The 13,229-nt window shown below is 75.1% G+C and carries 10 protein-coding genes; 5 read left to right on the forward strand and 5 right to left on the reverse strand.

The window, feature by feature from the left end; all coding sequences use genetic code 11:
• The first annotated feature begins 312 nt into the window (after positions 1 to 312).
• Positions 313 to 4,209 (forward strand): PQQ-dependent sugar dehydrogenase, encoded by a 3,897-nt coding sequence (locus tag NHH00_RS02545; protein WP_253049805.1) that lies wholly within the window; start codon positions 313 to 315, stop codon positions 4,207 to 4,209.
• 132 nt (positions 4,210 to 4,341) lie between these two features.
• On the opposite strand, the gene NHH00_RS02550 is transcribed toward NHH00_RS02545, so the two are convergent.
• Positions 4,342 to 5,487, reverse strand: a complete 1,146-nt coding sequence (locus tag NHH00_RS02550; protein WP_253049807.1) for an FUSC family protein — start codon at positions 5,485 to 5,487, stop codon at positions 4,342 to 4,344.
• A 164-nt stretch (positions 5,488 to 5,651) separates the two neighbouring features.
• On the opposite strand from NHH00_RS02550, the gene NHH00_RS02555 reads away from it, so the two are divergent.
• Together NHH00_RS02555 and NHH00_RS02560 are read left to right on the forward strand one after the other, a co-directional pair.
• Complete coding sequence (locus NHH00_RS02555) at positions 5,652 to 6,845, forward strand: zinc-dependent alcohol dehydrogenase (protein WP_253049809.1); 1,194 nt, start codon at positions 5,652 to 5,654, stop codon at positions 6,843 to 6,845.
• The gene (locus NHH00_RS02560) at positions 6,836 to 8,434 is read left to right on the forward strand and encodes a phytoene desaturase family protein (protein ID WP_253049811.1); all 1,599 of its coding nucleotides are present in this window, start codon (positions 6,836 to 6,838) and stop codon (positions 8,432 to 8,434) included. The genes NHH00_RS02555 and NHH00_RS02560 overlap by 10 nt, the downstream gene beginning before the upstream one ends.
• Before the next feature lie 92 nt (positions 8,435 to 8,526).
• Here NHH00_RS02560 and NHH00_RS02565 read toward each other — a convergent pair whose 3' ends face one another.
• Positions 8,527 to 8,964 carry an SRPBCC family protein gene (locus NHH00_RS02565; RefSeq protein WP_253049813.1) on the reverse strand — a complete coding sequence of 146 codons (438 nt, stop codon included), beginning with the start codon at positions 8,962 to 8,964 and terminating at the stop codon, positions 8,527 to 8,529.
• Positions 8,965 to 9,104: 140 nt separating this feature from the next.
• On the opposite strand from NHH00_RS02565, the gene NHH00_RS02570 reads away from it, so the two are divergent.
• A complete protein-coding gene (locus NHH00_RS02570; RefSeq protein WP_253049815.1) occupies positions 9,105 to 9,785 on the forward strand; it encodes an ANTAR domain-containing protein in 681 nt (226 codons plus the stop codon).
• A 9-nt stretch (positions 9,786 to 9,794) separates the two neighbouring features.
• Here the strand turns inward: NHH00_RS02570 and NHH00_RS02575 are convergent, their stop codons facing one another.
• The gene (locus tag NHH00_RS02575; protein ID WP_253049817.1) at positions 9,795 to 10,229 is read right to left on the reverse strand and encodes a DUF6098 family protein; all 435 of its coding nucleotides are present in this window, start codon (positions 10,227 to 10,229) and stop codon (positions 9,795 to 9,797) included.
• Positions 10,230 to 10,496: 267 nt separating this feature from the next.
• Here NHH00_RS02575 and NHH00_RS02580 point away from each other — a divergent pair, with 267 nt between their 5' ends.
• The gene (locus NHH00_RS02580) at positions 10,497 to 10,679 is read left to right on the forward strand and encodes a hypothetical protein (protein ID WP_253049819.1); all 183 of its coding nucleotides are present in this window, start codon (positions 10,497 to 10,499) and stop codon (positions 10,677 to 10,679) included.
• Between the two features lie 55 nt (positions 10,680 to 10,734).
• Here the strand turns inward: NHH00_RS02580 and NHH00_RS02585 are convergent, their stop codons facing one another.
• Together NHH00_RS02585 and NHH00_RS02590 are read right to left on the reverse strand one after the other, a co-directional pair.
• A complete protein-coding gene (locus NHH00_RS02585; RefSeq protein WP_253049821.1) occupies positions 10,735 to 12,102 on the reverse strand; it encodes a cytochrome P450 in 1,368 nt (455 codons plus the stop codon).
• Positions 12,103 to 12,142: 40 nt separating this feature from the next.
• A complete protein-coding gene (locus NHH00_RS02590) occupies positions 12,143 to 13,024 on the reverse strand; it encodes a manganese catalase family protein (protein WP_253049823.1) in 882 nt (293 codons plus the stop codon).
• Between the last annotated feature and the right edge of the window lie 205 nt (positions 13,025 to 13,229).

The raw sequence follows: 13,229 nt of genomic DNA on the forward strand, positions 1-13,229 counted from the left end.
GGCCGTCCGCGTCGCGGCCCTGCGACGCTGCGCGAGCGTGTATCCCTTGACACTCGGAAAGCGCCTTCCCTACGCTGCGAGGGTCGCGCGCACGGACGTGCAGCTCGAGCCGGACGGAGAGCAGGACGCGGCGGTCGAGGGGCCGCCACCGACCGCGCGCGCGACCCGTGCGGACCTCCGCCGCGACGATGCGGCCGCGGGACCCGACGGCGTGCAGGAAGCGACCCGGCGACGGACGGCCGGCGGGTCGGGAGACATGACAGCGCTCACCGGTGTGTCGTGCCAGCACCATCCGACGAAGTGGAGCAGACGATGACGTCTACGCATTCGAGCCGACGAGGGAGGACGGCGCTCGCCGTCGCCCTCGCGGCGGTCCTGGGAGGGACCCTCCTCGTGCCACCCGCGGCCGCAGAGGTCGCCGAGGACGAGTTCACCGAGATCCTCAGCTTCGAGGGCTACCAGCGCACCGCCCTGAACGGCCAGGACGGCTGGTCGGCCTCGGCCGCGGCCCGGGTCGTCGCGGACCCGCTCAACGGCAACAACCAGGTCCTCGAGATGGTCGGCGGCACCCAGCGCGCCCACCGCGCGGTCCCCGGGATCGCCGACGGCACGACCGGGACCGTGTTCTTCCGCTTCATGCGGACCGGCAGCGTCGACACGTCGTTCGGCATCACGGACAACGACGCGCCGTCCGACTACGCGCACAGCCGCGCGTACGTGAACAACCAGAACAACGACGTGATGCTCGTGCGGGACGGCGGCGCCTTCAAGCCCGCCGGCGTCTGGTCTCGGGACACGTGGCAGTGCGTGTGGATCGTCGCCGACAACGCGACGGACAAGGTCAGCGTCTACAGCCAGGGCGGCCCGTACGAGGAGATCACCCGGCTGCCCGAGGGCACGGAGCAGCAGTTCGGCTTCCGCCAGGGCGTCACCTCGGCGCTCGACCGGTTCTTCTGGATCAACGGCGCCAGCAGCGCGGGCCGCCTCATGCTCGACGACGTCGCGGTCGACGCGGCGGGGCAGAACCTCGCGATCCCGACGGGCAACCCCGCCGACTGCGCCGCGGGCGGCACCACGCCGAACGAGCCGCTGCTCAACCCGCTGCCCGACCCGACGCCGTCGACCCTCGGCATCGAGGTGACGGAGCTGGCCCAGCTCCCGGCGTCGCAGACGACCCCGGCGACGCAGGACCCGCGCCTCGTGCGCCACAACCGCATCACGCACCTCGACGAGATCCCGGACGGCTCGGGCCGCCTCATGGTGCCGGACAACAACGCGGTCCTCTACACCGTCGACAAGGACACGGGCGCCTACGTGCCCTACCTCGACGTGCGCCAGCAGTTCCTCGACAACTTCCACAACAGCGCGGGCCTGGGCACCGGCCTCGGCTCCGCCGAGTTCCACCCCGACTTCGCCGAGAACGGGCTGTTCTACACGGTGCACACCGAGGGCGGCACGGCTCTGACGGAGGACACCCCCGACTACCCGGCCTACGGCAACACGCAGTTCCACTCCGTCGTCACCGAGTGGAAGGCGACCGATCCGTCCGCCCCGGTCTTCGCGGGCACGAGCCGCGAGGTCCTGCGCGTGCCGTTCGCGGGACGCGTGCACACGGTGCAGCAGATCGCGTTCAACCCCACGGTCACCGAGGGGGACGCCGACTACGGCAACCTCTACGTCCTCGTGGGCGACGGCGGCAACGGCGTCGGCAACGGCAACCCGCAGAACCTCGCGACGCCGCAGGGCAAGGTCTTCCGCATCGACCCGCTCGGCACGAACGCCGCGAACGGCCGGTACGGCATCCCGGCGGACAACCCGTTCGTCGGCACGCCGGGCGCGCTGCCGGAGATCTACGCCGTCGGCCTGCGCGACCCGCACCGCATCAGCTGGGACCCCGAGGGCGACCACACGATGTACCTCGGGCACATCGGCGAGTGGCAGGTCGAGTCGGTGTACGCGGTCGAGCCGGGCGACAACTTCGGCTGGTCCGTGCGCGAGGGGTCGTTCCTCGCCGACAACCGGCAGATCTACCCGCTGCCCGCGAACGACGCCGAGAACGGCTTCACCTACCCCGTGGCCGCCTACGACCACAACCGCGACCCCGGTCAGACCGGCGACGCGGGCGTCGCGCTCAACGGCGGGTTCGTCTACCGCGGCGACATCCCCGAGCTGCGCGGACGCTACCTCTTCACGGACCTCGTGCGCGGCTGGGTGCTGTCCACCGAGGCGGACGAGATGGTCCGCAACGACGGCGACCTCGAGGACCTGGCCGAGATCGAGCACCTGCGCGTGTTCGCCGACGGCGCGGAGACGACCTTCCAGGAGCTCGTCGGCGACCAGCGCGTCGACCTGCGCTTCGGGTCCGACGCCGACGGCGAGCTCTACCTGATCTCGAAGGCCAACGGGAAGATCTGGCAGGTCACCGGCGCGCGGCGCGTCGGGGCGTCCTCGCCCGTCGTGCTCCCCGAGCTCGCCGGGAACGTCGCGGCGCACTACGACTTCGACCACCCGGTCGCGGGCTCGACGACGTGGGAGGCGGACCAGGGCTGGTCCGGCACGAACATCCAGCTCGTCAACGGCGGGGTGGAGATGCGCGTGGCCGACCGGGCCTACCCGGGCGCGGGCGAGGCGCTGCAGACGCAGCAGATGAGCCCGCTCACGGCGTCGAACGACGACTGGAAGGCCGGCGTCTACGACCCCGCGGGCGTGGACTCGCTCGGGGCGTTCGCGGACGCCGACGAGATCTCCGTCATGGGCTGGTTCAAGCCGACCGGCGAGCACCCCGCCCTCAACTCCGGCACGGCGAACCCCGACGACCGCTACAACGCGATCGGCCTCGCCGGGGTGCTGACCGGGGACTCCGACGGCCACGCCGTGCGCGCGCTGCTCGAGGTCATCACCGTCGGCGACGAGCTCAAGCTCGTCGCCCTGGGGCGTCGCGTTGACGGCGGCGGCTCGTGGACGTTCGCGGCCGACCTCCCGTGGGACCAGATCCTCGAGCGCAACCGCTGGGTCCACCTCGCGGCGACGTTCGACTTCGCGGGAGGCGAGATGAAGCTCTACATGAACGGCGAGGAGCTCGAGGGCCGGTACACGGCCTCGAACCCCTGGGGTGCCGGCTCCACCTCCCCGACCGACCCGCGGGGGATCAAGATCGGCGGCAGCTTCCCGCAGGACACGCGGGAGGCCAACCCGTTCCACGGCCGCATGGACGACCTCATGTTCCTCGACACCGTCCCGACGCCGGAGCAGGTCGCGGCGCAGTACGCCCGGTTCGGCGCGCAGCCGGTCGAGCCGCCGGCGCCGCCGTCGTGCGCGCCGGCGGGCGAGCCGGTCACGGACGTCATGGCCGCCGAGAACTGGGCGCCGCGCACGCCGTCGAAGTGGCAGTTCCCCGGCGACGCGATCGTCCTCGCCCAGGCGGGCGACAACCCGAACGACGGCATCCGCCGGCCGTTCGAGTACGCCGTCCTCACCGAGGGCCCCGAGCTCGGCTCGTTCGCGCTCGACGCCGAGGTGCGGCTCGACGCCCCGGCGTCCGTGAACAACCGGGACGTGATCGTGGTGTTCGGCTGGCAGTCGGACACGCAGTACTACTACGCGCACCTCTCGCAGGACAACACGATCTACGCCCACAACGGCATCTTCAAGGTCGACGGCAAGGACCGGGAGCGGATCGACGACCAGTGGGACGGCGCGGTCGGGGCTCCCCCGGCGGTCACCGACGAGGAGTGGCACGACGTGCGCGTCGTGCGCTGCGCGGACAGCGGCGACATCGCCGTGTACCTCGACGGCCTCGACACCCCGCTCCTCACCGCGAACGACACGACGTTCGCCGAGGGACGTGCCGGCTTCGGGTCGTTCGACAACACCGGCAGCCTGCGCGACCTCGTGGTCACGCCGGCCGCGGAACCGGCCGAGGTCGAGCTCGACGTGGCGGTCTCGCCGCGCTGCCTCGCCGGCAAGGCGTACCTCGCCGTCGCGGCGACGAACGCGTCCGACGTGCCGGCCGACGTGACCCTGACGACCGCCTTCGGGTCCCGCACGGTCGCTGACGTCCAGCCCGGCCAGGCCGCCTACCAGTCGTTCGCGTCGCGGGCGACCGCCCTCGACGCGGGGTCGGTCACGGTCTCCGCGACGGCCACGGTCGACGGCGAGGAGGTGTCGAGCGAGGTGGTCGTCGAGCACGCGGCGCACACCTGCGGGTGACGCCCGGCTCGTGGCCCGGGGGTCCTGACCCCCGGGCCTGACCGCACGAACCGCCCCGGCTCCGTCCAGGCTGCGTCCGACCAGCCCGCGGGACCGGGGCGGTCCGTGCGTGCGGACCGCGGCCGCCGGCGGTCACCCGGCCGCGAGCGCCGCCCCACCGCGCCGGAGCGCGAGGACGAGCGAGCCGGCGACGAAGTAGTCCTCGTCGACCTCGTGCCGCGCCTCCCGGACCGCCCGGCGCAGGTCCTCCGCGCGGGCCGCGAGGGTGCGCAGCGCCGCCTCGTCCGCGGGCACGGCGGAGACGGAGCGCAGCGCGGCGGCGTAGGCGTCGAGCGCACGGGCCGCGAGCGGCCGCAGCCGGGCCCCGAGGGCCAGGTCGTCGCGTCCCTCGCGCTCCCACTCGACCAGGAGCCGGACGAGCGACCCCACGACGTCGGCCGACACCTCCAGCTCCTGCGAGCGCCGCACCTGCGAGACCGCCCAGTCCCGGTGCCGGCGCAGGCGGAGGTTCGCCCGCGCGGCCTCGCGCGTGCGTGCGACGGCGTCGCGCGCACGGACGAGCGTCGGGTCCACCTCGCGGCGGCGTTCCTCCCACTCCTCCGCGGACGGCGGTCGGTCGCCGTCGAGCCCGTCCGCGAGCGCCTCGACCTGGTCCGCGAGCGTGTCGCGCAGCCCGTCGAGCGCGTCCTCCGTGGGGGTGAGCGGCAACGGGGGGACGAGGAGGTTGATCCCCACGCCGATGGCGGCGCCGACGACGACGAGACCGGCATAGGCACCGACGAACTCGACCTTCGCCGCGTTGCCGATGATGAGGACGAACAGCGCCGACGTCACCGCCCACGTGCCCATCTCGCCGAAGCGGCGCCACCCCGCGCACAGGAGCGCGAGCCCCACGACGAGCGCGACGGACAGCGCGCTCGGGGAGAGGACGAGGTCGACGCCACGCGCGATGGCCGCGCCGACGAGGATCGCGAGGATCGCCTGGGCGGACTCGCGGACAGAGCGGGCGAGGGTGCTCGTCGTCGCGACGACGGCGCCCAGCGGCGCGTAGTACGGGTAGTCGGAGAAGGGCTCGGGCGCGAGCACGCCGACGAACCAGGCGAGCGCGGCCGCGACGGCCCCCTTGACCGCGAGCGACCACCGGGGGTGCCGCACCCAGCGCCGGGCCGCGGTGGTGACCGCACGGCGCGCCCAGGTGGGCCCCTCCCCGTCGGGCCCGTGCGGGGCCGCCCGGTCGTCCGTCGTCACGAGCACGAGGATCGCCCCTCGTGCCGGCACCCGCACGTCGCCTCCTCACGGCGGCCCGGGGTGTGAGCGGGAGGGGCCGGTGCTTCACTGGCGGCGTCGGTGCAGAGTCCCGCCGACGCCGTCGGGCACGGTGGCGTCTCGGGCGTGCTGACGCCGCCGCGGTCGGCACGACGACCACGGAAGGACGACGACCCATGCGAGCACTGACCTGGCAGGGACGCGAGAGGGTGAGCGTCGAGGACGTGCCGGACCCGCGCATCGAGGAGCCGACGGACGCGGTCGTGCGCGTGACGTCGACCGCGATCTGCGGCTCCGACCTGCACCTGTACGGGGTGCTCGGGATGTTCCTCGACGCGGGCGACGTCCTCGGTCACGAGGCGATGGGCGTCGTCGAGGAGGTCGGCCCGGAGGCCGGGGGCCTGCAGGTCGGCGACCGCGTCGTGGTCCCGTTCACCATCGCGTGCGGGCGCTGCTGGATGTGCGAGCGCGGCCTGCAGACCCAGTGCGAGACGACGCAGGTGCGCTCCCAGGACAAGGGCGCCGCGCTCTTCGGGTACACCAAGCTCTACGGCCAGGTCCCCGGCGGGCAGGCGCAGTACCTGCGCGTGCCGCAGGCGCAGTACGGACCGATGGTCGTGCCCGACGACGGCTCCCCGGACGAGCGCTACCTCTACCTGTCGGACGTCCTGCCCACCGCGTGGCAGGCGGTCGAGTACGCCGACGTCCCGCCCGGCGGCACGGTCGTGGTCCTCGGCCTCGGCCCCGTCGGGCAGATGTCGGCCCGGATCGCGCTCCTCCGCGGAGCGTCCCGCGTCGTGGGCGTCGACCTCGTCCCCGAGCGGCGCGCGATGGCCGAGCGGCACGGCGTCGTGACCCTCGACCCGTCCGCCGTCGACGACCTCGCCGTGGCGGTGCGCGACCTCACCTCGGGCCGCGGCGCCGACTCCGTCATCGACGCGGTCGGCATGGAGGCCCACGGCTCCCCTCTCGCAGAGGCCACCCAGAAGGTGGTGGGCCCGCTGCCGGACCTGCTGTCGGCGCCCCTCACCGAGCGTGCCGGGGGCGACCGCCTCGCCGCCCTCTACACCGCGTTCGACCTCGTCCGCCGCGGCGGCACGGTCTCGATCTCGGGCGTCTACGGCGGTGCCAAGGACCCGTTGCCGATGATGCAGCTCTTCGACAAGCAGCTGACGCTGCGCATGGGCCAAGCGAACGTGCGCCGGTGGACCGACGACGTCCTCCCCCTCGCGGCCGACGTCTCCGACCCGCTCGGCGTCCTGGACCTGCGCACGCACCGGCTCCCGCTCGAGTCCGCGCCCGAGGCGTACCGCACGTTCCAGCGCAAGGAGGACGGCTGCATCAAGGTCGTGCTCGACCCGTGGGCCTGACCACCGTCGACGCCGTCGTCGTCGGCGCGGGGCCCAACGGTCTCGTCGCCGCGAACGCGCTCGCGGACGCGGGCTGGGACGTCCTCGTCCTGGAGGCGCAGGAGACGTACGGCGGCGCGGTCCGCTCCGCCCAGGTCGCCGCGCCGGGGTTCGAGACGGACCTCTTCAGCGCGTTCTACCCGCTCGCGGCCGGGTCGCCCGTCGTCCGGGGGCTCCACCTGGAGGACCACGGGCTGTCGTGGTCGCGCGCACCGGACGCCCTGGCCCACGTGCTGGACGACGGTCGGGCCGCCGTCCTGCGCGAGCGGGCGGTGGACACCGCCGCAGGGCTGGAGGAGTTCGCGACCGGGGACGGCGACGCGTGGCTCGAGCTCGTCGCGGGCTGGGACCGCGTGCGCGACCCGCTCCTGGACGCGCTCTTCAGCCCCCTGCCCGCGGCGGGGCCGGTGCTGCGCGTGCTGCGCCGCCTCGGGGCTGCGGGGACGCTCGACCTCGCGCGCCTGGCCGTGCTGCCCGTGCGCCGCCTCGCCGACGAGACGTTCCGCGGCGAGGGCGGTGGCCTGCTCCTCACCGGCAACGCCATGCACGCCGACGTCCCGCCCGACGCCGCCGGCAGCGGCGTGTTCGGCTGGCTGCTCGCGATGCTGGGTCAGGACGTGGGCTTCCCCGTCCCGACGGGCGGCGCCGGGCGCCTCCCGGACGCGCTCGTCGCCCGGCTGCGCGCCCGCGGCGGGGACGTCGTCACCGGCGCGCGAGTCGACCGGGTGCACGTGGTGCGGGGCCGCGCGGTCGGCGTGAGCACGGCCGAGGGTCGGCACGTGCGGGCGCGCCACGCGGTCCTCGCCGACGTCAGCGCGCCCGCGCTCTACCTCGACCTCGTGGGTGCCGACCGGCTGCCGCCGCGGCTCGTGCGCGACCTCGGCCGGTTCCAGTGGGACCACCCGACCCTCAAGGTGAGCTGGGCGCTCGACCGGCACGTGCCCTGGACCGCGCCCGGCGCCCGGTCGGCCGGGACGGTGCACCTCGGGGTCGACCGGGCCGGGTTCGTGGACGTCTCGGCCGCGCTGTCCCGGGGCCGCGTCCCCGACCGGCCGTTCCTCGTGCTCGGGCAGATGACGACCTCCGACCCGTCGCGCTCCCCCGCCGGGACGGAGTCCGCCTGGGCCTACACGCACCTGCCCCACGGCCTGCGCTGGACGCGCGAGGCCGTCGCGGACGAGGTGCAGCGCGTCGAGGACACGGTCGAGGCCGCGGCGCCCGGGTTCGCCGACGCGGTCGTCGGACGCTTCGTGCAGTCTCCGGCCGACCTCGAGGCCGCCGACGCCAACCTGGCGGGCGGGGCCGTCAACGGCGGCACGTCCGCCGTGCACCAGGAGCTGTTCCTGCGGCCGACGCCCGGCCTGGGCCGGCCGGAGACGCCGGTCGCGTCGCTCTACCTCGCGAGCGCGTCCGCCCACCCCGGCGGCGGGGTGCACGGCGCGTGCGGGTGGAACGCGGCGCGCGCCGCGCTCGCCGCCGCCGGCGCGCGCGGGGCGCTCCGGCGCGCGCTCGTGCGGACCGCGTGGGCGCGGCTCCTGCGCGAGCCCTGACCGCACGCGGACCACCCGCCGGCCACCGGGCCGAGGACGTGCCGGGACGGATCGAGGGCAGATCCGGGGGGAGGTCGCCGGCAGGTCGGGTGCTACGGGTTCCGGCGCTCGGCGAGGAACGCGAGCCGACGCAGCGTCTCGACGTTCCGCGGGCCGATCACCGCGCTGCGCAGGGGCCGCGGGACGAGCGTCCCCGGCCCCTTCTCGGCGTCCTCGGCGATGCGCACGACGCACCCGTCGGCGGTGGACGCCACCTCGATCCGCACCCGTGCCTCCCCCGCGGGCCAGCCCCGTGCCTGCAGGTCGATCCCGCGGCCCGGCTCCCAGGCGCGTACGACGGTCTCGTCGTCGAGCAGCGCGGGCCAGAGCCCGACCGAGTGGAGGATCCGCGACCCCGGCGCGGGCCACGCGTCGTCGACCGCGCGCACGCGCGCCGTCCCGACCACCCACGTCGCGTACGACCAGCCGTCCGCGAGCACGCCGAGGACCGCGTCCGGGGGGCACCGTACGGCCCGTGCGACGGTCACCATGAGGCGACGCTAGTCCCGCGCCCGGCACTGGCAACCGCTCGCGGTCGGGGCGCTCGTGCGCGCGTGCGCGCGCCGCCGGACGTAGCGTGAGAGGCCCCCCGCGACGACGCGAGGACCACCCTCAGGAAGGGGCACGCGCCATGGGTATCGCCCGCTTTCCGCAGGAGTTCGCGGTGCGCGCCGCGACGATCCTCGACCACGGCCTCGAGGTCAGCGTGACGATGCGCCAGGCGGGGGTGAGCGTGCGGGCCGGGAGCAGCAGCGACGCGGCCGCCCGCTGCGACCAGGCCGAGGCGCTCGACGACGCCGGGCCGTGCGTGGACGCCATGGACGTCGGCTCCCGGCTCGTCGTCGCGGTCGCGGACGCCGCGCGGTGGGAGCGCTGGTCGCGCCAGGCGCGCCTGGAGGGCTTCGTCTCGACCGCGGCGGTCCCGGCGACGGTCGCGGACGACGTCGCCGTCGCCCTCAACCTCTACTCCCGCACCCCCGATCCCTGGACCCCGGAGCTGCTCGCCGCGGCCGACTCGTACGCCCAGCTCGTCGCCTCGGCGGTACGCCTGCGCCTCGAGCTCGCCGAGCTCGAGGACGCGACCGCCGGGTTCTACCGCGACATGTCCGACGCCGTCGCCACGGAGCGCGCCGTCGGCGCGATCATGCAGACGAACCAGTGCTCCGCCGAGGAGGCGCGGCGCATCATCGACTCGGCCTCGCGGCACCGGAACGTGAGCCCGCGCGAGGTCGCCGAGCAGCTCCTGCGGGCGCTCGTCGTGTCGGAGCCGTTCGAGCCGCCCGAGCCGTCCGAGGACGAGCCGGGCGCGTGAGCGCGTGCCTCACGTCCCGTCGTCGCCCGCGTCGAACACCTCGCGGTAGAGACGCCCCGCCTCGTCGACGACCTGCGGGTCGACCGACGCCGCGGGCACGACGCCCACGAGCAGGGGCTCGCAGTCGGGCCCGCGCCCCGCGACCTCGCCGGTGAGCAGCCAGGGGAAGCGCTCGGGCGTCAGGAGGTGCGCGTACTGGCAGAGCTGGCGCGCGACCCAGTGCTCGACGGGCCGGTCCCACCACGGCTCGGGGTTCATCGGGTTGACGCTGAGGCCCGGCAGCAGGCAGCCGCTCTCGTGGTCGCGGCTCACGGTCGCGCGGTCCTGCGCGGGCCCACCGCTGAACCGGACGTAGAGGGGGTCCACGACCGCGACGAGCTCGGCGACCTCCGCCAGGCTCCGCAGGCGCGGCAGGGCGTCGAGCGCGCTCGTCTCCTCGGGCACCGTGTCCTCCTGACGGACGTGGCTGCGTGCCGGTCGGCCCCTTCTCGACCGCGTCCTGACGACGTCCCCGCCCGGGTCCGCCGCCGACACGGCCAGGCTACGAGGGCCTCGCGTCGCAGGCACCCCGGGACCTGCGAGCGCCGCGGCGCCGTGCGACGGTGGCACGACCGCGCCTTCCCGGCGCGGTACCGACCAGCCGGCACCCCACCAGCCGGCACGCAGCACCCAGCACCCAGCAGCCAGCCAGCACCGACCGAGGAGGCCGACATGAGCGAGAACGACGAGCGCGGCTACGACCCCGCCGAGGACCCCGACGCCGACCCCCGGTCGCTCAACCCTCGCGAGGGGCGCCACGCGAGCGGCTCCGGCGCGGACGACGAGACGGACACCGACGCCGACCCCGGGAACGTCAACCCGCGCACCGGCGGCGCGGCGTCCGGCGACGCCTGAGGCGCGCGCGAGCGCTACCGCGACCCGCCTACGCGACCGCGCTACCGCGACCCGCCTACGCGACCGCCGGGGCGGGCGTCGGCGTGGGCGCCACCGCCTCGCCCGGGGCCGTCTCCCCGCGGAGCCCGAACCGCAGGCCCAGGTGGTCCATCGTCGGCGGGAGCGGGTCCCGCGCGAGGTAGCGCCCCCGGCCGACGACGAGGTCGAGGCGGGCGACGCGCACGAGCGTGTGCGACGCCAGGAGGAGCACCACGTTGCGGCCCGGGCAGGACACCGGGCCGCCGCTGAACGGGACGAGCCCCCAGTCGGCGTCGGCCCGGCCGTCGAGCCACGCCTCCGGCGTGAACGCGTCGGCGAACGACAGGCGCCCGGGGTCCCGGTGGAAGTACGCGCTGAGCACGACGAACCCCGTCCCCGCCGGGAAGGTGCGCGCGCCCCAGCGCACCGGACCCGTCGCGTCGCGCAGGATCGCGAGCGTCGTGGGCCACAGCCGGACCGACTCCAGCACGCACCCCCGCGCGTACGGCAGCACGGCGGGCCCGCGTCCGGTCGTGACCGGCTCCGCGAGGAGGCGCTCGCGGACGACCGGGCGAGCGGACGCCACGGCCAGCGCGCGGAACGTGGCGGCGCCCGCGGCGTCGAACGCGAAGAGCCAGTGGGGGATCTGGCGGCGCACGGCGTCCGCCCCGTCCCTGTCACGCCCGCGCGCGGCGAGGGTGCCCGGCTCGGCCACGGCGACGTGCTCGGCGATCCGGCGTTCCAGGGCCGCCCGCAGCCACGGGCGGCGCGGCCGGAACCAGGACCAGTTCCCGTCACGGCGCAGCGCGTCGAGGACGGCGACGAGCCGCTCGTCGTCCCGGGCCGCGCGCCCGAGGACGACGGTGCGGACCACACGCCACCACGAGGCCGCGAACGTGTCCCAGTCGAGCCGGCCCGACGCCTCGACCGTCGCGACGAGATCTCGCGTCTCCCGCTCGACCACCGCGACCAGGGCGTCGCCGTCGTGGTGCACGGGCTCGGACGTGTCGAGCACCGCCTCGTTCTCGGGACGGCGCTCGCGTCGTGCCTCGGGCGGGGAGATCAGGACGCCGTCGGGCTGGAAGTGCCCGAGCGTCCCCCGCTTCTCCCACGACGCCGGGGTGAACGGCGCCGGCGACCCGACGAGGATCCGCTCGACGTGCTCGGGCCGGGTGGCCAGGACGAGCCGGCGCGCACCGAGCCGGACCATGAGCGGAGCCCCGTGGTACCGGGAGCGCAGGCGGTCCAGCAGCCGGCGGGCCGTGCGGTCCACCTGGCGACGCTCCGCCCACGCGGTCGCGCGGGGACGGCGCACGATCGCGCCCTGGGCGACGAGCGGACCGAGCACGTCCCGCAGGACGAGCCCGGTCTCGCGCGTCGTGAGGTCGACCGGCGTGTCGGTCATGCGCCCGTCCCGAGGACGGCGGCGGTCAGGGGCACCCCGCTCAGTCCTTGTGCAGGGCGTCCTTGACGGCGCCCTTGGCCTTGTCGAGCGTCGACGGCGTGCGCGTCGTGCCGTGGAACCGCTCGTCGGGGGTCGTGGGCGGCGGCATCGGCACGCCCGCCGGTGGCTCCGCGACGTAGGTGAACTCGCCCTTGCCGTCCGGGGTCGGGCCGCTCGCCCAGCGTCCCTCGGACGCGTGCTCGCCGTCGGAGAAGTTGATGTACTGGTACGCGACGTCGCGGTCCTCCTTCGAGAGCGGGAACGTGCTGGGGACGGGCAGCTCCTCGACGCCCTCGTCGCGCAGCTCCTGCGCCGCGGCGAGCCACTGGTTCTGGTGCATCGTGTCGCGCGCGAGCAGGAAGGCCAGGAGGTCCTTGACCCCCGCGTCGTCGGTCATGTGGTAGAGCCGGGCGACCTGCAGGCGGCCCTGCATCTCGGCGTTCGCGTTCGCCGTGAAGTCGGCGAGCAGGTTGCCGCTCGCGGTCACGTAGCCCGCCGACCACGGGTTCCCGTTCGAGTCGACCGGCCGGGCGCCCGCACCCGCGACGATCGCCTGCTGCGGGTCGGTCCCGCCGACGATCGCGGCCACGGTCGGGTCGTCCTGCACCGCGCCCTCGACGAGGCCGACGGGCGCCTTCTCCAGGAGCTGCGCGATCATCGTCGCCAGCATCTCGACGTGACCGAACTCCTCGGCGCCGATGCCGTAGAGCAGGTCGCGGTACTTGCCCGGGAGGTGGGAGTTCCAGGACTGGAAGCCGTACTGCATCGCGACGGTGATCTCGCCGTACTGCCCGCCGAGCACCTCCTGGAGCTTGCGGGCGTAGACGGCGTCCGGCCGGTCGGGCGTGGCCTGGTGCTGGAGCTCTTGACGGTGGAAGAACATGGTCTCTCCCTCGAGGAGGTCGGCCCTCACCACGCGGCGTGCGCGGAGGACCACGGCACGCGCCCCGTTCTCGACGCGTCGAGCGTCCCACCAGCGTGGAGCCCTCCGGTCCCGGTCGCATCTGGGCGGGGCACGCCCGACGCGGCGTCGCCGGGCTCCTCGGCGACGTGCGTCCGAGGTCGCGCGCGCGAGCGCGGCCGGACGT

This window comes from Cellulosimicrobium cellulans (assembly GCF_024124905.1).
In the GTDB taxonomy this organism is placed as follows: Bacteria; Actinomycetota; Actinomycetes; order Actinomycetales; family Cellulomonadaceae; genus Cellulosimicrobium; species Cellulosimicrobium cellulans_G.